General features: G+C 58.5%; 20 protein-coding genes. 6 read left to right on the top strand and 14 right to left on the bottom strand.

Annotation, left to right across the window (positions count from 1 at the left end; genetic code table 11):
* Positions 1-36: 36 nt before the first annotated feature.
* The 5 genes from QOL67_RS12640 to tyrS form a co-directional block, all read right to left on the bottom strand.
* Positions 37-912, bottom strand: coding sequence for a TIGR01459 family HAD-type hydrolase (locus QOL67_RS12640; protein ID WP_283426324.1), 876 nt, complete (start codon positions 910-912; stop codon positions 37-39).
* A gap of 177 nt (positions 913-1,089) precedes the next feature.
* The gene (locus QOL67_RS12645) at positions 1,090-1,812 is read right to left on the bottom strand and encodes a glycosyltransferase family 25 protein (protein WP_283426325.1); all 723 of its coding nucleotides are present in this window, start codon (positions 1,810-1,812) and stop codon (positions 1,090-1,092) included.
* Between the two features lie 83 nt (positions 1,813-1,895).
* Positions 1,896-2,513, bottom strand: a complete 618-nt coding sequence (locus QOL67_RS12650) for a hypothetical protein (protein ID WP_283426326.1) — start codon at positions 2,511-2,513, stop codon at positions 1,896-1,898.
* A gap of 61 nt (positions 2,514-2,574) precedes the next feature.
* Entirely contained in the window at positions 2,575-3,330 is a 756-nt protein-coding gene (locus QOL67_RS12655) for an SDR family oxidoreductase (RefSeq protein WP_283426327.1), read from the bottom strand.
* A gap of 192 nt (positions 3,331-3,522) precedes the next feature.
* On the bottom strand, positions 3,523-4,776 hold the full coding sequence (gene tyrS / locus QOL67_RS12660) for a tyrosine--tRNA ligase (RefSeq protein ID WP_283426328.1): 1,254 nt from the start codon (positions 4,774-4,776) through the stop codon (positions 3,523-3,525).
* A gap of 177 nt (positions 4,777-4,953) precedes the next feature.
* Between tyrS and QOL67_RS12665 the strand changes: the two genes are divergently transcribed.
* From QOL67_RS12665 to QOL67_RS12675, 3 genes are all read left to right on the top strand, one after another.
* Entirely contained in the window at positions 4,954-6,702 is a 1,749-nt protein-coding gene (locus tag QOL67_RS12665) for an alpha/beta fold hydrolase (RefSeq protein ID WP_283426329.1), read from the top strand.
* A 33-nt stretch (positions 6,703-6,735) separates the two neighbouring features.
* The gene (locus QOL67_RS12670) at positions 6,736-7,170 is read left to right on the top strand and encodes a CBU_0592 family membrane protein (protein WP_283426330.1); all 435 of its coding nucleotides are present in this window, start codon (positions 6,736-6,738) and stop codon (positions 7,168-7,170) included.
* Between the two features lie 160 nt (positions 7,171-7,330).
* Positions 7,331-8,440, top strand: coding sequence for an anhydro-N-acetylmuramic acid kinase (locus tag QOL67_RS12675; RefSeq protein ID WP_283426331.1), 1,110 nt, complete (start codon positions 7,331-7,333; stop codon positions 8,438-8,440).
* A 19-nt stretch (positions 8,441-8,459) separates the two neighbouring features.
* On the opposite strand, the gene QOL67_RS12680 is transcribed toward QOL67_RS12675, so the two are convergent.
* The 6 genes from QOL67_RS12680 to QOL67_RS12705 all read right to left on the bottom strand — a co-directional run bounded on the left by QOL67_RS12680 (position 8,460) and on the right by QOL67_RS12705 (position 12,984).
* Positions 8,460-8,885 (bottom strand): cupin domain-containing protein, encoded by a 426-nt coding sequence (locus QOL67_RS12680; protein WP_283426332.1) that lies wholly within the window; start codon positions 8,883-8,885, stop codon positions 8,460-8,462.
* 70 nt (positions 8,886-8,955) lie between these two features.
* Entirely contained in the window at positions 8,956-9,885 is a 930-nt protein-coding gene (locus QOL67_RS12685) for an alpha/beta fold hydrolase (protein ID WP_283426333.1), read from the bottom strand.
* Entirely contained in the window at positions 9,869-10,240 is a 372-nt protein-coding gene (locus tag QOL67_RS12690; RefSeq protein ID WP_283426334.1) for a peptidase M16 family protein, read from the bottom strand. The genes QOL67_RS12685 and QOL67_RS12690 overlap by 17 nt, the downstream gene beginning before the upstream one ends.
* A gap of 283 nt (positions 10,241-10,523) precedes the next feature.
* Positions 10,524-11,897: a multicopper oxidase family protein gene (locus QOL67_RS12695; RefSeq protein WP_283426335.1), complete on the bottom strand. Its 1,374-nt coding sequence runs from the start codon at positions 11,895-11,897 to the stop codon at positions 10,524-10,526.
* 49 nt (positions 11,898-11,946) lie between these two features.
* Positions 11,947-12,387 (bottom strand): c-type cytochrome, encoded by a 441-nt coding sequence (locus QOL67_RS12700; protein ID WP_283426336.1) that lies wholly within the window; start codon positions 12,385-12,387, stop codon positions 11,947-11,949.
* Between the two features lie 9 nt (positions 12,388-12,396).
* Positions 12,397-12,984: a L,D-transpeptidase family protein gene (locus tag QOL67_RS12705; RefSeq protein WP_283426337.1), complete on the bottom strand. Its 588-nt coding sequence runs from the start codon at positions 12,982-12,984 to the stop codon at positions 12,397-12,399.
* A gap of 297 nt (positions 12,985-13,281) precedes the next feature.
* Between QOL67_RS12705 and QOL67_RS12710 the strand changes: the two genes are divergently transcribed.
* Both QOL67_RS12710 and QOL67_RS12715 read left to right on the top strand, forming a co-directional pair.
* Complete coding sequence (locus QOL67_RS12710) at positions 13,282-14,856, top strand: sensor histidine kinase (protein WP_283426338.1); 1,575 nt, start codon at positions 13,282-13,284, stop codon at positions 14,854-14,856.
* Complete coding sequence (locus QOL67_RS12715; protein WP_283426339.1) at positions 14,853-15,242, top strand: response regulator; 390 nt, start codon at positions 14,853-14,855, stop codon at positions 15,240-15,242. The genes QOL67_RS12710 and QOL67_RS12715 overlap by 4 nt, the downstream gene beginning before the upstream one ends.
* A gap of 118 nt (positions 15,243-15,360) precedes the next feature.
* Here the strand turns inward: QOL67_RS12715 and QOL67_RS12720 are convergent, their stop codons facing one another.
* Positions 15,361-16,206: a hypothetical protein gene (locus QOL67_RS12720; RefSeq protein ID WP_283426340.1), complete on the bottom strand. Its 846-nt coding sequence runs from the start codon at positions 16,204-16,206 to the stop codon at positions 15,361-15,363.
* Positions 16,207-16,326: 120 nt separating this feature from the next.
* Between QOL67_RS12720 and QOL67_RS12725 the strand changes: the two genes are divergently transcribed.
* Positions 16,327-17,070: a helix-turn-helix domain-containing protein gene (locus QOL67_RS12725; protein ID WP_283426341.1), complete on the top strand. Its 744-nt coding sequence runs from the start codon at positions 16,327-16,329 to the stop codon at positions 17,068-17,070.
* A gap of 211 nt (positions 17,071-17,281) precedes the next feature.
* On the opposite strand, the gene eno is transcribed toward QOL67_RS12725, so the two are convergent.
* Complete coding sequence (eno, locus tag QOL67_RS12730) at positions 17,282-18,556, bottom strand: phosphopyruvate hydratase (RefSeq protein WP_283426342.1); 1,275 nt, start codon at positions 18,554-18,556, stop codon at positions 17,282-17,284.
* Positions 18,557-18,704: 148 nt separating this feature from the next.
* On the bottom strand, positions 18,705-19,589 hold the full coding sequence (locus QOL67_RS12735; RefSeq protein WP_283426343.1) for a DMT family transporter: 885 nt from the start codon (positions 19,587-19,589) through the stop codon (positions 18,705-18,707).
* Between the last annotated feature and the right edge of the window lie 78 nt (positions 19,590-19,667).

Consider the following 19,667-nt stretch of genomic DNA (forward strand, 5'->3'; position numbering starts at 1 on the left):
TACTTTGCAGTTGCAGAAAAATCAAGTGCTTTTGTGTTACCGTAGTTTGCCTATCGCAAATTGTGGTGTGACTTGCTGATCTGCGAGATAATTCGTTAACGCGGCTTCATCTGGTTGATGCGCGGTTTTGGTCTCTGCTGCGGCGAGGCCGCCGGTGATGAAGAGCGAATCGATGTTCTCACCCATGGCGCCGGAGATGTCGGTGTGTGGGCCATCGCCAATGGCGAGGATGTCACTATCAGACACAGAAGCACCCATGGCGGTGAGGCGGCGGCGGGCGAGGTCATAGATGGGGGGATGTGGCTTGCCAAAGTACAGGCTTTCACCGCCCATTTCGGTGTAGAGTTTGGCCAAGGCGCCGGCGCACCACTCGCGTATGTCGCCACGATCGACAATGATGTCAGGGTTGGCGCAGAGCAGTTTCATGCCTTTGGTTTTTGCATAGAGGAAATCAGCGCGGTTCACGGCTGGGTCGGCCATGGTGTCAAACGGGCCGCAGCAGACAATGCCTTCAGCCTCGGCCAGTGGGACGCGTTGAATGTCGACAGGGTTGTCAAGGATTTCAAGAGGTTGGAAGAACCCCTCGTCACGTTGCCATTCGCCCATGAAGTAGATCTTTTCGCCGACGGCGCCATTGAACATCGCGGAGCGGGCGCTGTCACCAGACGTGGCGATGGTGTCATAAGCATCGTCAGGAACGCCAAAGGAGCCAAGCTGTTCGGCCACACCAGCGCGGGGTTTGGGGGAGTTGGTGACCAGCACCACAATGCCGCCGCTGGCGCGGTAAGCTTGCAAGGCGGCAACGGCTTCTGAATAGGCGGTGACGCCGTTGTGTACGCAGCCCCAAAGGTCGACAAACAGCGCTTTGTAATTGTCGGAGATCTCGGCGAGAGAGGAGACGATCTGGGTCATGTGGTGGTCCTGCGCGTGAAGTGTTGCGCAAGGTATGGCAGGGGGCTTTGCGGAGTGCCAGCGATTCCGGTTGGCGATGTGCTGCGGTGCAGAAGTTAACGGCCAAAACCCACGTCGGTATCTTGTCGGTATTGCGACTGTTTTGCGGAGGTGGGGATTTGTGCTGCGGTGCAGAAATTAACCTTTGGCACGGTTCATCAGTTTGCGCAGGGCGCCAACGATGCTGCGGAACGGTTCGACGCGGTCGTAGAATCTCAGGTCGTGGATGTCGGTGCGGGAGCTGCGTTGGCCCGCAAGGCAGGGCGTGGCGAGGCGGAAGGTGGTGCCGGGCACAATGGTGCGGACCATGTTGAAGGCGCCGTCAAAGAACATCGAGCCGCCTTCGGGATGGCCGGAGGGGCGGGCGCGGACAAGTTCGAGGTAGTCATGGAACGCGCGGACGCTGTCGCCCTGGATGGCCCAGAATTGCGTGCCACGGGTGCCGCCGGTCCACTCGCTGAGGCCAATGCTGTCGGTGGGTGGGGTTTCCGGTTCGAGGTAGCCAAGAGCGGCGATCGACCAATCTGTGGTTTTCAGGTCCGTGAGCACTTTGGCGACGGTGCTGTCCGGCAGATCGTTGAGTTCAAGATCGTCTTCGCAGATCAGGATGCGCTCATAGCCTTTTTCTAGAGCGTCGGCGAGCACGCGGGTTTGCGAGAGGAAGTTGCCGAGTGAGCCGATCGAGGGGAACGCGCCTTTTTCCTTCGGGCGGGAGGCCTCAAAGAAAGTGATGTGTTCGTTTGGGATAGTCACACCGACGCGGGCAAAGTCGGCAATGGTCTCGCTGCGGCGGTCGTCCCGATAAGGCAGGTTCACGATGTAGACGTGGTCAAAGTGGTCAAACAGATCGGGAAAGCTCATTTGGGTGTCCGCGTTGAAGGTGTTTTTGTTGCTCTAAAGGCACTTGGCGGCGGAAGTTTGTCAACAGCGCGGTGGTTTTGGGCTTAGGCCAGCGAGGCGGGCAGGCGGAGCATGGGGCGGAAACCGTTGTGGAGCGCGATGCGCGTGGGGGCGGGGGTGAGTACGGGGTGTGTGCCTTGCGGGCGTTTGATCGGGGCGGTGTAGCCTTCTGGGGTAAACGGCAGCGCCATGTCCCCAAGTAGCAACGCGGGGCCGGTGTCCGTCAGGATGAAGGTGGCGTCTGGCAAGCCGGTAATATCTTCAAGGGGGCGGTTTTGGCCGTAGACGCGGGGAATGGCGCGGGCGGTGTGTAGCTGTTCGTCGAAGTCGGGGGCGCAGCCAGAGTGGTCGGCGGCGGCGAGGAAAGCCTTGTGGTCGGCGCGGCGGCATTCGGCGCAGGGGCGGTGTCCAGCGGCGAGCGCGACAGCTTCGTCATAGAAAAACAGTTCGGTGTAGCGGTTGCGGGCCATGAGCTGGCGCTGACGGTTTTTGAACGACAACACACAGCAGACCCAGGCTTTGTGACGCCAGCGGCGGTGGGTCAGCTTGCCATGCTGGTGCGCGGTGTCGTCGTGCAGGATGCCCCGGTTGCCCATGAAGGTCCCGCGCGTGGGGTGCGCGATGATCTGGCCATCTGGTTGTACGCGGTTTTGGCGGGGCATGGCGCTCTCCTTTGCGGAGAGGATAGCAAGGTGCGCAGTAAATGCGCACCCTACGGTTTTGTTACTGCATGCGCAGGGCGCCGTCGATGCGGATGACTTCGCCGTTGAGATAGCCGTTTTCGACAATGAAGCCAGCGAGGCGGGCATATTCGGACGGGTCCCCCAGACGTTTTGGGCAGGTCACGTCTTGCGCCAGTTGGTCTTGGACTTCTTGCGGCAAGCCTTGCAGCATTGGAGTCAGGAAAATGCCCGGTGCAATTGCCATGACGCGGATGCCAGAACGGGCGAGGTCACGGGCCATCGGGAGAGACAAGCCGACAATGCCACCTTTGGAGGCGGCATAGGCGGCCTGGCCGCGTTGACCGTCCATCGCGGCGATGGAGGCGGTGTTGATGATCACGCCGCGCGCGCCGTCTGCTTCGGTTTCGTTTTCCGCAATCACTTCGGCGGCGAGGCGGGCGACGTTGAAGGAGCCCACGAGGTTGATGTCGATGGTTTTCTGAAAAGTGTGCAGCGGGTGCGGGCCGTTTTTGCCAAGGGTGGTGGCCGCAGGCGCGATGCCAGCGCAGTTCACGGCGGCGGTGATTTTGCCCATGGCAGCTTTGGCGGCTGCAATACCGGCAGCGGCGCTGTCTTCATCGGTCACGTCCACTTTGTGGAAGGTGCCACCAAGCTCTGCTGCGATCTCTGCGCCGCGCGCCTCATTGAGGTCAAACAGCGCCACTTTGGCGCCGTTTGCGGCAAAGTGGCGGGCGGTGGCTTCGCCCAGACCGGAGGCCCCCCCGGTGATCACGGCGCAGGTTTGATCAAGTTTCATGGAAAGCCTCCTCTAGGCGGTAAATGAACGTGTGTTCAAATAACCTGAATGGCGTCAGTGTGTCTAGGGGGGAGTGGGAGGGGCCAGCCCCTCTGCGCCTTTGGCGCATTCACCCCGGGATATTGGAGGAATGAGAAAGCAAAAGGCCCGCCGAGTGGCGCGGGCCTTGAATAACATGCGTTGCGCGAGAGGTTAGCCGTCGAGTTGCACCAATGCGTGGCGCTTTTTGCCGGCAGAGAGCTTGATTGGGGACGCGAGCGCGGCGGCGTCGATCATCAGGCCGGCGTTGGTCAGTGGGGCGTCATCCAGCTTGGCGCCGTTTTCCTTGATCAGGCGTTTGGCGTCTTTGCCCGACTTGGCCAGACCTGTTTTTACGATCAACTGCACAATGGAGATACCGTCACCGAGGTCCTCAGAGGTGAGCGTCACAGTGGGCAGGTCGTCGCCGACGCCGCCTTTTTCGAACACTTCGCGTGCTGTGGCTTCCGCCGTGGCCGCGGCATCGGCACCGTGGCAGAGTGTGGTCACCGCGTTGGCGAGGATGATCTTGGCTTCGTTGATTTCCGAGCCTGCCAGCGCGCCGAGGCGGTCACACTCGTCCACCGGCATTTCGGTGTAGAGTTTGAGGAAGCGGCCCACGTCGGCGTCGGTGGTGTTGCGCCAGAACTGCCAGAACTCATACGGGCTGCGCATGTCAGCGTTGAGCCAGACCGCGCCATCAGCTGATTTGCCCATCTTCTTGCCGTCAGAGGTGGTCAACAGTGGAGAGGTCAGGCCGAAGATCTGGGTCTCATCCACGCGGCGGGTCAGGTCGATGCCGTTGACGATGTTGCCCCATTGGTCAGAGCCGCCAAATTGCACCAGACAGCCATAGCGGCGGTTGATCTCCAGGAAGTCATACGCCTGTAGGATCATGTAGTTGAATTCGAGGAACGACAGGGATTGCTCGCGGTCCAGACGGGACTTCACGCTTTCAAACGACAACATGCGGTTGACCGAGAAGTGGCGGCCGATGTCACGCAGGAAAGTGAGGTAGTTCAACTCGTCGAGCCATTCGGCGTTGTTGAGCATCAGCGCGCCGGTGCCCTCGTCGCCATAGTCGAGGTATTTGGCAAACACCTGTTTGATGCCGTCGATGTTGGCGTCGATCTGATCGTTGGTCAGCAGCGGGCGTTCGTCAGCCCGAAACGACGGGTCGCCCACTTTGGTTGTGCCGCCGCCCATCAGGGTGATGGGTTTGTGACCGGTTTTTTGCAGCCAGCGCAGCATCATGATCTGAATGAGCGAGCCCACGTGCAGGGACTTGGCGGTGGCGTCAAAGCCGATATAGCCGGGCACCACACCGTCACAGAGCGCTTTGTCAAAGGCTTCGTAATCTGTGCAATCGGCCACAAAGCCGCGCTCTAGCATCACGGTGAGGAATTCCGATTTGGGCGTGTAGGTCATGGTGCCACTCATTGTCCGTTGTTGGTTGTCACTGGCCCCGGTGGGGCGCGTCCCGTCCTGTTAGCACCTTGGGCGCGTGTTTGTAAGCCGGGATTGCACGGCAGTGTGGGGGCGGGGTTTCCTCACTATGTGGAGGAGGATTGCGCTGCTAAACTGACCTTTTTTGAAGTTGTTTTGATGAGTGATCGTTTTGAGGACCTGACGCATCTTGTGTATGAGGCGTCGCTGGACAATTCGCTGTGGCCGGAGTTGATTTCCGAGCTGGTGGAAGAGGTGCACCGGGCGCGTGATAGTCGGTTTTTGGAGAGCCCCCGTCAGATTGAGGCAGAGACGCGGGGGTTTGAGAACCTGTCGCGGCACTTTCGACGCGCCTTTAGCATATCAGAGCGTGTTGTGGGGTTGCAGGAGCGCGAGGCCTACCTGTCGTCCATCCTGAACAGTTTTGCCTTTGGCGTGGCACTGCTCAATGAAGACGGGCATGTGTTGATGGCCAACCGTGCCCTGTATGAGGTGTTGCCAGCGCCTGTATCGCAGGGAGAGGAGGTGCAGGTTTTTTTGCCGGCGTCGGGGGAAGGGCAGTTGATGTCCCAATGTGCGGCAGACGTGAACCGCAGCGGCGTGGCGTTGGAATACCAGAGCCAAAAAGATGGGGTGGCGGATATTATCGTTTTGCCACGAGAGGAGGCTGCGCGAATTGGGTTCCCACCTATTGCAGCAAGCGTGGTGATATCTTCTGGTTTGCAGACCCATATGGGCGCCGATCATTTGGCGAGGCAGCACAAGCTGACACGGCGGGAAGCGGAAGTGTTGCGGCATATGGGGCAGTCTTATGATCTGCGCGAAGCAGCGCGGCGCATGGGCATTTCTTATGAAAGTGTGCGCACCTACTTGAAGCGGGTGTATGACAAGACCGACACCAAAAGCCGCAATGAGTTGGCGGCGCTATTGGCGCAATCACCGCTTATGGCGGTGCGCACGCAAGAGGCGTTGCCAAGTGTGTTGTTCCAAGTGCGCAATCGCATCACTTTGAGGGATGGGCGACAACATGAGTATTTTTGCATTGGTCCGGAAGATGGGGTGCCGGTACTGGTGTTTGACGCACTGTCCGGAGTGACCATCGATATGATTGGGTATCCGCAACGCTGCCATGACTTGATGGAACAGGCCGGCGTGAGATTGATTTGCCCCTGTCGCCCAGGCAGTTTTTTGTCAGACCCGTTTGACATGCAGAGCCTGCGGGATTTTGCCTCAGACGTGCGGGAGCTTTTGAATCATCTGGGTGTTGGACAGGCAGGGGTGTTGTCGGTGTCCTTTGGTAGCGGGTCTGCGCTGGCGGTGACACATGAGTTGCAGGACCGGATATCCAAGGTGGTGCTGTCTTCGGCCAGCTATCCGTTTTATCGCCATGAAAACTGGCGGGAGCTGGATCAGTTTTATCATATGTCCTGCATACTTGGGCGGCACTGGCCGTCGATGTTGCGCCAGATCATTCCGTTTTTGGTGCGCTCGATTCTGCAAAACAAAGAACGTTACTTTGACCGCTATTGCCGCCGCTCGCGCAGTGCGGACGATATTCGCATTCTTTCCTGTCCAGTGATCCGCAGGCGAACGGCTGAAATGCTGGCTTTGCGCACGGCTTCTGGCATGGAGGGGATGGTGGAGGAGAACCTGCTTAATGCGCAGGGGTGGGATTTTGATCCCTCCGATATTCACACGCCCGTTGAGATTTTTCAGGGGCCAGACGACAATGTTGCGCCTATGCAAGGCGCGGAGTTGCTGGCGCAGCATTTGAACAATGCGACGCTGACCATATTGCGCGGCAAGGGCCACTATCACCACATCGAGAACTGGCCTTGGTTGGCGGCGCGGGCGGCTGGAAAAGACATGGCGCCGGATGGCCTGCGCTATGACATTCCGGAGTTTTGATCAGATGGTATGGAAATCCTGAGGATGTGTTGAATGTCCCCAAGTGGGGATAGGATATGCGCGCCTGTTTCAGGTAGGTTCACGCTCATTGAACAGGAAGTTATTTATCGGGGAGCGCGGTTATTGTTTGCGTATGTTATTGAATATATTCAGGCGCTTCCCACCCCTGTTTCAACTGGGTGTGGCGTGTTGGGGTTTTGCCTTTACCTGACCAACTATACCCTGATCACCTTTCGCTTTCTCAGCAGTCAGGACATTGCCTTTTTTGTCATCAATATTTTTGGTGCGGGACTTGTTCTGGTGAGTCTGGTGCAGGACTTCAATCTTGGATCGTTTATGATCCAGGTGTTCTGGATTTGCCTTGGATTGATTGCGATTGTGGTTCGGGTGAAGTCACGCGCAGCCTGGCGACGGGAGGTGCACAGAGCTCCTCTGTCTCCGGCTCTGGGGGCTCCCCATACTCGCTGAAGTCGGAGCGTGCCGTTTGAGGGCCGCCCCACGGTCTGGATATTACACACAGAGCGTGGGGCATTTCTGTTTTGGGCTGGTGATATGGGGTGCTGATCCTTTAAGGTTTTGCCACCGCGCCGACGCGTGGATCGGGTGAGCAAACCAAAAGGATAAGGCCATGTTCAAGGGCCAGAATAAACACACGGTTGTACGTGCGTTGGGGGCGATGTCTGGCACATCACTGGATGGTGTGGACGCGGCTGTGGTTGAGACCGATGGGCAGGTGATCCAGAGTTTTGGCGCCACGGCTTATCGCGGCTATTGCGAAGAAGAACAGGCGGTGCTGACGCAAGCGTTGGGCCATTGGTCCGGGGCGGAGGCCGATGCGGCGGCGGCGGTGATTGAAGCGGCGCATGCGGAGGTGCTGAGCGGGTTTCAGGATGCAGAGCTTGTGGGCTTTCATGGGCAGACGTTGGCACATGAGCCGCGTGGCCGTGGGACCTGTCAGGTGGGCGACGGGCAAGCTTTGGCTGAGGCGCTGGGCGTGCCGGTGGTGTGGGATTTCCGCTCTGCGGATGTGGAACTTGGGGGCGAAGGCGCGCCGTTGGCGCCGTTTTTCCATTTTGCCTGTGCCAAGTGGTGTGGTGCCACTGAGCCGGTGGTGTTTTTGAACCTTGGTGGTGTGGGTAACATCACCTGGGTGGATCCGCGCAAGTCTGTGCCTGAGGACGAGGGCGCGTTGCTGGCGTTTGACACCGGACCTGCCAATGCGCCGCTGAACGACATGTTGCGGGCACGGCGCGGGCTGGCCTTTGACGAAGGTGGTAAGGTGGCCGCAGAGGGCACCGTAGCGACAGGGGCGTTGGAGCTGTTTTTGCAGGAGGCGTATTTCTCGCGCATGCCGCCAAAGTCGTTGGACCGCAATGATTTCCCAGAGATGATGGAGCTGGTGCGCGAGCTGTCGGATGAAGACGCGGCCGCGACCATGACGGCAATGTGTGCCGCCGCTGTGGCACAGGGCATGGGGCACTGCCCCGAAGCGCCTAGCCGGGTGCTGGTCACTGGTGGCGGGCGGCTCAATCCGGTGTTGATGGAGATGTTGCGGGTGTCGCTGGATTGTCCGGTGGTGCCGGTCGAAGAGGTTGGGCTGGATGGCGACATGCTTGAAGCGCAGGCCTTTGCCTATCTGGCGGTACGGGTGGCACGGGGTTTGCCAACAAGCTGTCCCAGCACCACCGGCGTGATGGCGCTTGTGGGGGGCGGCACGGTGAGTGAGCCTGAGGGGTAGGCGACAAGGGCAAGAGGTATCAGCGCGGGATGTCAAAATCCGGGGCTGCCAGTTCAAAGCCTTCGAAATGAAATGCTGGGGAGACGGTGCAGCCTACTAGGGTCCAATCGCCGGTGCTGCGGGCAGCTTGCCAGTGGTCTTTGGGCACGATGTGTTGTGGGAATTGGCCTGCGGCGAGGTCTGGGCCAAGCACGTGGTCGGTGGCCGGGCCTTGGTCGGTTTCCGCAAGCGATAGGATCAGGGGGGCACCGGCGTAGTAGTGCCAGATTTCGGCGGCATCGACGCGGTGCCAGTGCGAGGTCTCACCCGCCTTCAGCAAGAAATAGATCGAGGTGCCAGCCGGGCGTGCGCCGTCTACGCTCTCGGCAATCCAGGTCTGGCGGTAGTGGCCGCCTTCGGGGGGCGGGGTCAGGTTCAGGTGCGCGATGATCTGATCTGCGGTCATGGGCTGCGTCCGTTGTCGTTTGTTGGCGACATAGGGGCAGGTCGAGGCTGTGGGGGCAAGCGAGAAGTTGTTAGGCCAACCGGTCGAGGGCGGTGCGGGCGGCGGCGGCAACTTGTGTGGGGGCTTCCAGTGGGAGCAGATGGCCGTAGTCGGGTAGGGACTGGAACGTCATGTCCGGGCGGCTGTCGCGCAGGCTGCGGGCGATCGAAGGGTCCATGAACAGGGAAGGCTTGCCGATGATGACCTCGGTGGGCACGCAGAGGCGCTTGAGGGTTGGCAGAATCAGCGGTGGGGTGGCGTAGAGATGGGCCTCCCAGTTGCGCGGGTATTCCAGTCTGATGCCGGTGTCCGTTGCGACAGTGAGCGCGTCGATCAGGCCGCGTAATGTGGCATCGTCAAATCGGCGGTAGGCCTTGGAGGCGCGATAATAGGCGAAGGCTGCCTCTAAGTGTGGCCAATGGGTTGGGCCGTTGAGCACCTCGGCGGCGGGGCCTTTGGATTGGCGCAGGCGGTAGGGGATCATTTTCAGTAGCAGGCGGATACGGCGGGTCACGCCGGAGGGCTCGATCAGCACGAGACCTTTGAACAGATCGGGGCGTTTGACGGCCGCCATCGCGGTGGTTGCCGCACCGATGGAGTGGCCCATGGCGAGTATGGGGGTATCTTGTGTGGCCTCGATCCATTCGATCAGATCGTCCGCAAAGAGGTCCCATTCGCGTTTTCGATTGGGAGGCGGGGCGTCTTGCCACAGGGTCCGCATGGCGAGGGCTTTGAGGTGGTAGGTGGTGCCGAGGTTTGAGAGGAATGGTGCATAACAGCGCGGACCAAGCGCGGTGGCGTGGTGGAAGACAACCGTGGGACCTGTGCTGGCGTTTTGCCAGGCCGCCGCGGTGCCATCGGTGAGCGCTGTGGAGTGCCAAGTCATTTGCATAAGGCGCAAGCTAGCGGTGAGGTAAAGCGCTGCAAGGGTGACGTCGGGGCGATCAATGACGGTGACCATCGTACTGACGCTCCCGTAAGAACGTCTCACGCGCGACAATATCGATTTCGCTTTGTGCAAAATCGTCTGGAAGAACGGGGGTGTCCAGAACCGCCCTGGACAGGCGTAGAAGGGTTTCCAACTCCTCTGGCGAGCCGGAGTTGGTGTAGACAGTGGCCGCATTAAATGTGCTGGCATTCAAGTCGCGTTCCCGCACTTCTTTGAGGATGGTGGCATCCGCAGAAAAAGCGGTGAGGTGTTCAGTCAAATGGGCGGTGCCTGAAGGGTCCGGATCATCGTAGGCACCGGACAGGACGATCAGCTGCACATCCACCCGGTTGAAGTCTTCAATGGGCACCACATATGCACCGTGCAAGCCTCCTTTGTCCGTAACTGGGAAGATATCTTGCGCCTGTGCAGAGGTGTTGAGGGCGGAAAAAATGCCTGCTAACGATATCAGGGAGGCGCGCAGGAAGGGCCGGCGTAGCTGGTCGGGGGAGGTCCTAAAAAACATGTATTCTAATATGGCCAATAAGGTGAGTTGTTCCTCATGAATACTTGCTTTGATTGTGTGGGTTTCTCAAGGGATCGATCGAGAAAAATTTGATACATCACGCGACGGGGTCAGTGATGCACGTTGTATTGGGGAAGTTTTCCGCTCACACCACTTTAATCCAGGTGCGCATTCCTGCGGCAGCATGGGATAACATGTGGCAATGCATCAGCCATTTGCCCGGCGCGCCTGCGATGAAGGCGATCTCGCGGGACTCCCGCGGTAGCATCAAGAGCGTGTCTTTGAGTGGTCCAAAGCTGCCGTCGGGCAGGACTTCCTGAAAATGAGTGCCGTGCAAGTGCATGGCGTGGGGAAAGGAAGTGTCGTTTTGCATCGGAATGCGGACGATCTGGCCCTGGGGGACCTCGACCAGCGGCGTTTCGCTCAGCCCGGCTTGCCCATTGAAAGCCCAGACCTGGCCCTTGTCGACCAAGCTGCGCATGTCCAGTGTTTCGCCTTCATAGGTGGCTTCGCGCAAGCCGCCCATGGCGCCGCCTTCCATATGCAGGGGCACGGTCAAGGCGTCAGTCAGGTCGGTGAGGCGGGGCATGGGATTGGCGGGCAGCGGGCGGATCGCCTCGCGGGCGGGTTGGGAGCCAGCAATAGGGATTTCTTTGAGCAAGTATCCCGTGTCGCCTTCGTGCAGGACGATCTGCACGGCATTGGCCTCGTTGGCTTTGGTATCGATGAGGATGTCGGCGCGCTCGGCTGGGCCAAAGGACATGGCGTCGATCGGTTCGGGGGTCTCCAGTGGCATGCCATCGCGGGCGATCAGCTTGCCGTCGCCGCCTTGTACGGAGACGGTGATCACACGGTCGGTAGCGACGTTGACAAAGCGCAGGCGCAGGCGGGCGTTTTCGGGCACGGAGTCCGGCTGCTCGGAGAGCTGCGCGTGGATGTAGTTGCCCAGCCGTCCGGCGTGGGTCCAATCGTGCATGGCGCCAAAATCGTCGGTGACTTGGGCGTCGTCACTGAGGCGCCAATCGTCCAGCACCACCACGATGTCATGGTCCACGTCTGGTGCGTTGTTTTCGTCAACCACAACCACACCATAGAGGCCGCGGGCGACCTGTTCTGTCGATTGGTTGTGGGAGTGATACCAGTAGGTGCCGGCGTCTTTGAGCGGGAATTCGTAGTGAAACCGCGCACCGGTGGGCACCGCGTTCTGGGTCATGCCAGGCACGCCGTCCATGGCGTTGGGCAGGCGGATGCCGTGCCAGTGGATCGCCGTGGGGCTGGGCAGGCTGTTGAGCAGCTCTTGCTTGAGCGTGTCGCCCTGCTTGAAGCGCAGGAGCGGACCCGGCACCGACCCGTTGTAGCCCCAGATCTCGGTTTGTGGGTAATCGCCAAACTCCGCGTCAATCAGCTGCACGTGGCCTGTGGTGGCTTCGATCACCGGGGAGGTGGCCGCAAAGCTGGTTTTTGGTGATAGGGCGAGGGCGGCGGTGCTGGCGAGGAACTGGCGGCGGGTGAGAGGCATACGGGTACTCTTACAGGGTGTTTGATTGGGTGTTTTTCTGGCGCGGCGTTTAAAAAATGCCGTTTTCGCGTTGCAGCTCGCGGACGTAAGCCACGATGGCTTTCACGTCGCCTTTGGTCAAGCCCGCCACAGGGGGCATGTTGCCAAAGGCCCAATGATGGGCGCGCACGCCGTTGTCGACGGCCATGAAGAAGGCCATGTCCGAGTGGTGGCCGGGCTCATAGATTTTGTGCACCAGTGGTGGGGCGACGCCGTCCTGGCCTGCAGCGTTGTCGACGTGGCAGGTGGCGCAGGTGGCCTCAAAGGCGCGCTTGCCCAGTTGCGCCAGCTCATTGTGAGCGGCGGGCTGCTTGACGGCCACCATGGCGCTGGTGGCGGCGGTTTCGGATACGGTGGTTGGCTGGGCCGGGGTGGGCTGAAACTGGAGCGCGGCAAAAGTGGTCGCGCCCAGAGCCAGCACCACGCCTGCAATGGCGAGAGGTTTGGTCATTTTGTAGGATCAGATCAATTTGACTTTGGTGCCGGTTTTGGTGCGGTCAAACACCTCTTCGATGTGCTCGTTGTAGAGGCCGATGCAGCCGTTGGAGGAGCGGCGGCCAATCTTGCGCGTGTCGTGGGTGCCGTGGATGCGGTAGTACTGCCACGACAGATATAGCGCGCGGGTTCCGAGCGGGTTGGAGGGATCGCCCCCTTTCACATAGGGCGGCCATTCGGGGTTGCGCTCCCGCATCGACGGCGTGGGCGCCCAGCCGGGATTGGCGCGTTTCTCGGTGACTTCGGTATAGCCGCGTTTGGTCAGCTCGTCGGTGAGAGGAACGGAGGTGGGGTAGATGCGCATCTCGCCATCCGCCGTCCAGTGCTGCAGCACGCGGGTGGTGGTGTCGGAGATGATCAGACCAACACCGAGCGTGTCAAAATGGTCTTCCCATGCGTGGGTGCGGAAGGAAGAAACGTTGCGCTGCACAGATGGCTCTGGCTCCGCTTCGGTGAGCGCCAGAGCGGGGGCAGCTGCCACAAAGGGGGTGAGCGCGCCGCTGATCAGGAAAGATCGACGTGTGAATTGGATAGATTTGGGGGGATGTGCCATGCGCGCCTCGTGGTTTTGTTTGAACACGGTGTGACAGGTTCCAGTGGGGGGAGGTCAACACACATTGGGGTCACGAAGGCGTGAGGAGGGGCAGGCGGGGAGGCGGTCAACTCTCCATAAACGTCTCTGCTTGTTTGAGATTTCAATTTCTGATGGCAAAGTGTGTGCCTTTTGGGAAAGGGGATGCCGAAACATGGCTTTTTGGGCAAAGGTTAATGGTTTCGAAACATGCGTTGCCTACCAACAAAAAACCGCGTGCCAAATTTATTGAAGATTCAGAGAGTCACGGAGACCGAAATGAACAGCACTAAAGAGGATACGGGCACAAAAGTGGGCTCTATCCATCAAAGTCACCTAAGGCGTAGGCTTTTTGCTACGATCGCTGTTCTGCTGGTTCCAATGTTTATCGCCAGCGCCGCCTCGATTTTCTTTCATCAGTCCGCAGCTGCCACATCCCGATATGTGCTGACCATTGGGCAGATGATTGAGGCTGTGGCCAAATTGAAAGGCCACGCTGCGCAGCTGGAGACATCTCGGTCTTACGATGAAGCGGAAGCTCAAAAGACCTTTGTGCGAGCACTTGGATATTACTCGGCTTTGCGGGCTGCGGACCCTGACGGCGATGAGATTATGGAAGAGACGGATTCCGAGACGAGGCAAGCGCTGAATGATCGGACGCAGGCGGCAGGTATTGACCCGATTGGCTTGAGCCGAGAGCTGGGTCTGCTTGGCAATGAAATGCCCGAGGATTTGGAAGAAATCTGGGAAGAGGACGAGGATACATGGGAGGCCGCAGACGCTGATGTGGTTTCCTTGGAGAACTCGATTGGGACAATCCTGCTGGCGGCCGCTGAGGTCTTTGCTGATGGCAAAAAAGACCCGGCAACTCTGGAGGCGTACTGGGCTGAGGCCAACACATTGTCTTCCGAGCAACTCGAACACGTGAACCTGGTGCTCAGTCGGAAATCACAAACCGCAGGTGAGTTGCCCATTTTCCTGTCCGTGCTGGTGTTTGTGATTGCGTCGTTTGCGGCGGTTTTTGCCTGGTTCACCGTGGCGCGACCGCTGGTGCGAGAAGTTCTACGCATTCAGTCTGAGCTACAAGAGGAAGCGCAGGCCGCGCGGGCCTCGGATATGGCCAAGACGCAGTTCCTTGCCACCATCAGTCACGAGCTGCGTACGCCGATGAACGGTGTCATTGGGGCGGCACAGCTTTTGGAACTGGCGGACCTGCCGGAGGAAGACAGAGAGTTGATTGATATTCTGAACTCCTGTGCGGACAACCAGATGGCGTTGATTGAAGAGATTTTGACATTTGGGGAAATCGAAGCCGGGGCGCTTCGCATGAAATCTGATCCGATCGAGGTGAAAGACTTTTTGAAAAACGCCACCAGCTTCGCGACGATATTGGCACAGAAGAAGGATCTGTCGTTTCATCTTGAGGTGCCTGAAAACGCGCCGGAGATTCTTGGGGATGCCAAACGACTGCGGCAGGTTGTTGTAAACTTGGTTGGCAATGCCGTGAAGTTCACCGACGAAGGATCGGTTCATGTGGCCGCGAGTGTCGCGCATACCGAAGGATCGGACGACGCGGTGTTTTCCGTGGCGGTCACGGACACCGGTGCCGGGATTGCGCGGGAAGATCAGGCCAAGATATTTGAGCGCTTTGTGCAGGCGGACAGTTCTTCAAGCCGGAAGGCGGGCGGGACCGGTCTGGGCCTGTCGATTGCGCAGGGCATTGCACAGGAAGCCAACGGGGATATCACGCTTGAAAGTGAAGTGGGCAAAGGCTCCACGTTTACGCTCACAATACCGACTAAACTCAACACCGCCAGCAGTGGCGCATCGCAAGACAAAAGGAACGCAGCATGACCAAGCCAGACTTTTCTGCCCTCAATCCGCGTATTTTGGTGGCCGATGACGAACCGATTAATTTGAAGGTGATGCAGCGGCTTTTGAAGCATTGCGGCATCAACTGCGAAGTTGCCAATGACGGGATCGAGTGTGTGCAAAAAGCGGAATCCGGGCAGTATGACGTGATCCTGATGGACATCAACATGCCCAATATGGACGGCATTGACGCCACCCGCGAGATCAGCCGGTTGTTGTCCCCGGAAGGGCCAAAGATCATCGCCGTGACCGCAAGCGTGTCCAATATGCAGAAGCAGGAATGTGATGAGGTCGGGTTTTCCGGCTTTATTCCCAAGCCGGTGCGGATTGATAAGCTTGTTGAGGTGTTGTCTGAGCATTTGCACTGAGGCTGCAGGCGCGGGATGCGTTTTGACCGGTTCGGTCAGGATGGATTGGTGCAGTGGTTAAAGAGATTGGACGGGGCGTGCGGGGCACGCCTCGTTTTTTTGTTTTCAAATCATGACCTTAGGGGAAGGATTGCATAGAAATGGTGCCTTCCAGCATCGACGGCAAAAGAAGCGCGTTCCCAAAAGCGGCGATGTCTGCAAGTCCAGGTGCAAATTTTGCAACTGAGGCAACACTTCCATCCGCCTGCACTTCAAACAGATCTCCAGTGATCCAGTCGTTGACAAAAAGCTTGTCTCCAATGCGCGCAATGCCATCAAGGTTACCAACCTGTTCCGCAATGACGCTGATTTCTTGATCATCGAGGTTCACGGCCAAAAGCGATCCGGGGTGTTCTGTTGAGAAATCGCTCTGCATACCTTGCCCCCAGGAGCCAACCAAAAGCTCGTCACCGTCCAGATAGAGGCCGTTGGGATGTGACAGCGTGTCGGAAACCAGCCAGGAGGTGATTTCCCCAGCTTCGTAACGCCAAATCTGGTTGGCCATGAAGTCGCTGATGTAAGCCTTTTTCGTGTCGGACGCGATGTCATTGAGAAAGACTGCCCCGTCAACCTCCCAGCTGTGTTGAAGTGTGCCGGTTGTAAGGTTCACTTCGTGCAGTTGTGTCAGATCCGCGACCAACAGCGTGTTTTCCAAAATCGCCATGCCTTTTGGCGCGTTAAGACCCGTGATCCAGTTTGGATCAATCACGTCGCCCTCCGGGGACAGTAGTGCCAAGGCACCGTTGCCGTCGGCCTCTCCCGGATGGCCGGCAATTACGCTCACGACAATCCGATCACGCGCTTCGTCGTAAATGGCGCTTTCGGGCATGTCAAAAGCGCCGCTGGTCCAACCGGAAGGATCAGCCAGCACAGATGTCGCTATGCAGAGAGTTCCGGCAGTTAGTGTGGGTAGGATGTTTTTCATGAGATACTCCGTGTCTATATGGAGCAGAAGATGCGATTGAATATACTTGAGGGGCAATTACTTCCCGATTGGTATCGGTTTATGACACTTGATTGAGGGCAATGGTATTAGGATGTGGATATGCAGGCCGAGCTTTTTGAAGTCTTGAAATCCGTGCTAAAGGCGCGGGGTATGACCTATGCCGAGTTGGCCAGTGCTTTGGGGCTGTCAGAACCTACGGTCAAACGAGTGTTTTCGGAACGAGATTGTAAGCTTAGCCGCATTACAGAGATTTGTAATGTTTTAGGACTGACGCTCGATGACTTGGTTACGGAGGCTAATCGTGTGGAGGTGCGTCCTATTCATTTGGGCGACAGATTGGAGATACAGCTGTCTGAAGACCCGCACGCGTTCCACCTTTTCTTGTTGCTTTTGGATGGTATGAGCTCTGAAACGATCTGTGAGCAATATCAGCTTGAGGAGATCGAGCTGTTTTCCCTTGGTCGGAGGCTCGAGAAGCTAGGGCTCGCGGAGGTGATGCCGAACACCGTCATTCGCCTTACCGTGCAAGCGCCGGTTCACTTTCGACGCGATGGTCCGCTGCACCAAAAACTTTTGCAACTGAATATGGATTTTTTGCGGGCATCTTTTCTTAGGAAAGACACGGCGCATTCGACGTTCTCGACGCAGACGCGTCGAATCTCACAAAAGACCGCTCGCCACATTGTACAACGAGTTCGGGAGTTGCAGCTGGAGCTTGCTACCTTGGCTCGGACGGATCAACTCACGCATTCACAAGCGGATTTGGACACATACAAAATTGGTGTGGGATTTTCGCCCATCAATTTCGCAGACATGCTTTCACTTGGTCAAAGCAAAGTTTGAAGGCTGGGCATGCTTCAGAACTGACACGTTCAGGATGAAGCGGTTGATCTTAGGTGGCCGGATCGCCTGTGTTAAGATCGAAGAGGGTTTAAGCGAGATACGCGCTAGCAAGTGGAGATGCAGGGGTAACAGAACCGTTGGTCTTCGCCAGACAAAAAAGCCCCCGAAACGGCGTTCGGGGGCTTTGGTTTTTCAACCTATCAAAAAGGCCTTACTTCAATACTGAGCGGCCTGCGTATTCGGCGGTTTCACCCAGCGCTTCCTCGATGCGGATCAGCTGGTTGTATTTCGCCAGACGGTCGGAACGCGACAGGGAGCCGGTTTTGATCTGGCCGCAGTTGGTGGCGACAGCGAGGTCGGCAATCGTGGCGTCCTCGGTTTCGCCGGAGCGGTGGGACATCACATTGGTGTAGCGCGCGCGGTGGGCCATATCGACAGCTTTCAGCGTCTCGGTCAGAGACCCGATCTGGTTGACTTTCACCAGCATGGAGTTGGCCACGCCCTGTGCAATGCCGTCCGCCAGACGGGTTGGGTTGGTCACAAACAGGTCGTCGCCGACCAGCTGGACTTTGTCGCCGATCAGGTCGGTCAGGGCTTTCCAGCCGTCCCAGTCGTCTTCGTCCATGCCGTCTTCGATCGAGATGATTGGATAGTCGTTGCAGAGGTCGGCGAGGTATTGCGCGTTCTCGGCAGAGGTCAGGGATTTGCCTTCGCCCACCATCTCGTATTTGCCGTCTTTGAAGTACTCAGAGGAGGCGCAGTCGAGCGCGAGGTAGATGTCTTCGCCCGGCTTGTAGCCCGCTTTCTCGATCGAGGTCATCACGAAGTCCAGCGCCTTGCGGGTGCTTTCCAGAGCCGGGGCAAAGCCACCTTCGTCACCGATGCCGGTGTTGTAGCCTGCGGTGGAGAGTTCTTTTTTCAGGGTGTGGAAGACTTCGGCGCCCATGCGGATGGCTTCGCGGATGTTGGCCGCAGAGACTGGCATGATCATGAATTCTTGGATGTCGATTGGGTTGTCGGCGTGTTCGCCGCCATTGATGATGTTCATCATTGGCACGGGCAGAACGCGGGCAGAGGTGCCACCAACGTAGCGAAACAGCGGCTGGGCGGTGTGGTCTGCGGCAGCTTTGGCAGCAGCCAGCGACACGCCCAGAATGGCATTGGCGCCGAGGCGGGCTTTGTTTGGGGTGCCGTCCAGTTCGATCATGGCTTCGTCGATGGCAACCTGTTCGGTCACGTCCATGCCCACCAGCGCTTCGGCGATTTCGCCGTTTACGGCGTTCACAGCTTCCAGAACACCTTTGCCCAAGTAGCGGTCTTTGTCGCCGTCGCGTTTCTCAACCGCTTCGTGCGCACCTGTGGAAGCGCCAGAAGGGACAGCGGCACGGCCCATGGTGCCGTCTTCGAGGATCACGTCAACTTCGACGGTTGGGTTGCCGCGGCTGTCGAGAATTTCGCGGGCAAAGATATCAATGATGGTGCTCATGTCGGAGGATCCCTCGGATGGCTACAAATGTCGGGCGCAGCTATAGCAGGGCGGGGGCAAAAGTAAACGCTGTTTGATAGCGCTAACGGTGGTTTTTCCACAGGTTAGGGCTAACAGTGACAGGAGGACGCTGTTTTGCTGGATTTCCTTAAGCTTGGGCCGGGGCGGTGGCTTTGGCGAGGCGGTGCTCCCGCATGAAGGTGAAAAGACCAGAGCCGATGATCAGCGTGGCGCCGAGCATGGTGGGCAGGTCTGGACGTTCGCCAAACGCCACCATGCCGACGAGGATTGAGAACAGCAGACGGGAGTAGCGGAAGGGGGCCACAACGGAGGCCTCGCCAAGCCGGAGCGCGGTGACCACGCCCCAGTAGCCCGCGGCCCCAAAGGCAACGGCACCTGCCATCATGGTGAGGTGGGAGGTGGTGAGTTCTGTGTAGTCTGCTGTGTTGAAGAGCATCAGGAGCGGGCCTGCGAGCACAAGGGATGCGAAGCTCTGAAATGAAACCACAAAGGAAGACACAGAGGCGTCAATGGTGCGGGTGATCAGGTCACGAATGGCCACAGCGAGAACGGCGCCGAGGACCAGAAGGGCGTTGGGATCAAAGGCGTCGGTGCCCGGGCGAATGATCAATAGTACGCCCGTGAAGCCAACCAGAATGGCTGTGAGGCGGCGCCAGCCGACTTGTTCACTTAAGAAGAGCGCCGCGCCAAGGGTGATGACCAGCGGTAGGGTTTGGAACACCGCAGCAACGGTGGAGAGGTCAACGCGGGAGAGGGCGGTGGCAAAGAGCACGGCGCCGCCTGCTTCACAGGACGTGCGCAGCAACATGCGCGGCGACCAGGCTGCAGGGGCAAAGAGGTTGTCACCCCGCATGATGGCGAGCACGGCAAAAACCGCCCCGGAGCCAAGACCCAGCGCCATCAGGATTTGGCCCACGGGGATGGTGACCGAGAGCGATTTGATGAACATGTCCTCAAGGGTGAAGCCAAGCATGGCAGCCACAAGGATCAGAATACCGTGTACGTTTTGCATGAGTTTGTCCGCGCGTCAGATGCTTCACAGGTGAACAGCTGCACGCGACATGGCAAGTCTGTTTCCGACAAACGCGCC

Origin of the sequence: Shimia sagamensis (assembly GCF_900182745.1) — a bacterium.
GTDB lineage: Bacteria > Pseudomonadota > Alphaproteobacteria > Rhodobacterales > Rhodobacteraceae > Shimia > Shimia sagamensis.

Bases quoted from the DNA above. Each gene is read 5' to 3' on its own strand.
- QOL67_RS12640 (WP_283426324.1), bottom strand. From the start codon at position 912: ATGACCCAGATCGTCTCCTCTCTCGCCGAGATCTCCGACAATTACAAA.
- QOL67_RS12645 (WP_283426325.1), bottom strand. From the start codon at position 1,812: ATGAGCTTTCCCGATCTGTTTGACCACTTTGACCACGTCTACATCGTG.
- QOL67_RS12650 (WP_283426326.1), bottom strand. From the start codon at position 2,513: ATGCCCCGCCAAAACCGCGTACAACCAGATGGCCAGATCATCGCGCAC.
- QOL67_RS12655 (WP_283426327.1), bottom strand. From the start codon at position 3,330: ATGAAACTTGATCAAACCTGCGCCGTGATCACCGGGGGGGCCTCCGGT.
- tyrS (WP_283426328.1), bottom strand. From the start codon at position 4,776: ATGACCTACACGCCCAAATCGGAATTCCTCACCGTGATGCTAGAGCGC.
- QOL67_RS12665 (WP_283426329.1), top strand. From the start codon at position 4,954: ATGAGTGATCGTTTTGAGGACCTGACGCATCTTGTGTATGAGGCGTCG.
- QOL67_RS12670 (WP_283426330.1), top strand. From the start codon at position 6,736: ATGTCCCCAAGTGGGGATAGGATATGCGCGCCTGTTTCAGGTAGGTTC.
- QOL67_RS12675 (WP_283426331.1), top strand. From the start codon at position 7,331: ATGTTCAAGGGCCAGAATAAACACACGGTTGTACGTGCGTTGGGGGCG.
- QOL67_RS12680 (WP_283426332.1), bottom strand. From the start codon at position 8,885: ATGACCGCAGATCAGATCATCGCGCACCTGAACCTGACCCCGCCCCCC.
- QOL67_RS12685 (WP_283426333.1), bottom strand. From the start codon at position 9,885: ATGGTCACCGTCATTGATCGCCCCGACGTCACCCTTGCAGCGCTTTAC.
- QOL67_RS12695 (WP_283426335.1), bottom strand. From the start codon at position 11,897: ATGCCTCTCACCCGCCGCCAGTTCCTCGCCAGCACCGCCGCCCTCGCC.
- QOL67_RS12700 (WP_283426336.1), bottom strand. From the start codon at position 12,387: ATGACCAAACCTCTCGCCATTGCAGGCGTGGTGCTGGCTCTGGGCGCG.
- QOL67_RS12705 (WP_283426337.1), bottom strand. From the start codon at position 12,984: ATGGCACATCCCCCCAAATCTATCCAATTCACACGTCGATCTTTCCTG.
- QOL67_RS12710 (WP_283426338.1), top strand. From the start codon at position 13,282: ATGAACAGCACTAAAGAGGATACGGGCACAAAAGTGGGCTCTATCCAT.
- QOL67_RS12715 (WP_283426339.1), top strand. From the start codon at position 14,853: ATGACCAAGCCAGACTTTTCTGCCCTCAATCCGCGTATTTTGGTGGCC.
- QOL67_RS12720 (WP_283426340.1), bottom strand. From the start codon at position 16,206: ATGAAAAACATCCTACCCACACTAACTGCCGGAACTCTCTGCATAGCG.
- QOL67_RS12725 (WP_283426341.1), top strand. From the start codon at position 16,327: ATGCAGGCCGAGCTTTTTGAAGTCTTGAAATCCGTGCTAAAGGCGCGG.
- eno (WP_283426342.1), bottom strand. From the start codon at position 18,556: ATGAGCACCATCATTGATATCTTTGCCCGCGAAATTCTCGACAGCCGC.
- QOL67_RS12735 (WP_283426343.1), bottom strand. From the start codon at position 19,589: ATGCAAAACGTACACGGTATTCTGATCCTTGTGGCTGCCATGCTTGGC.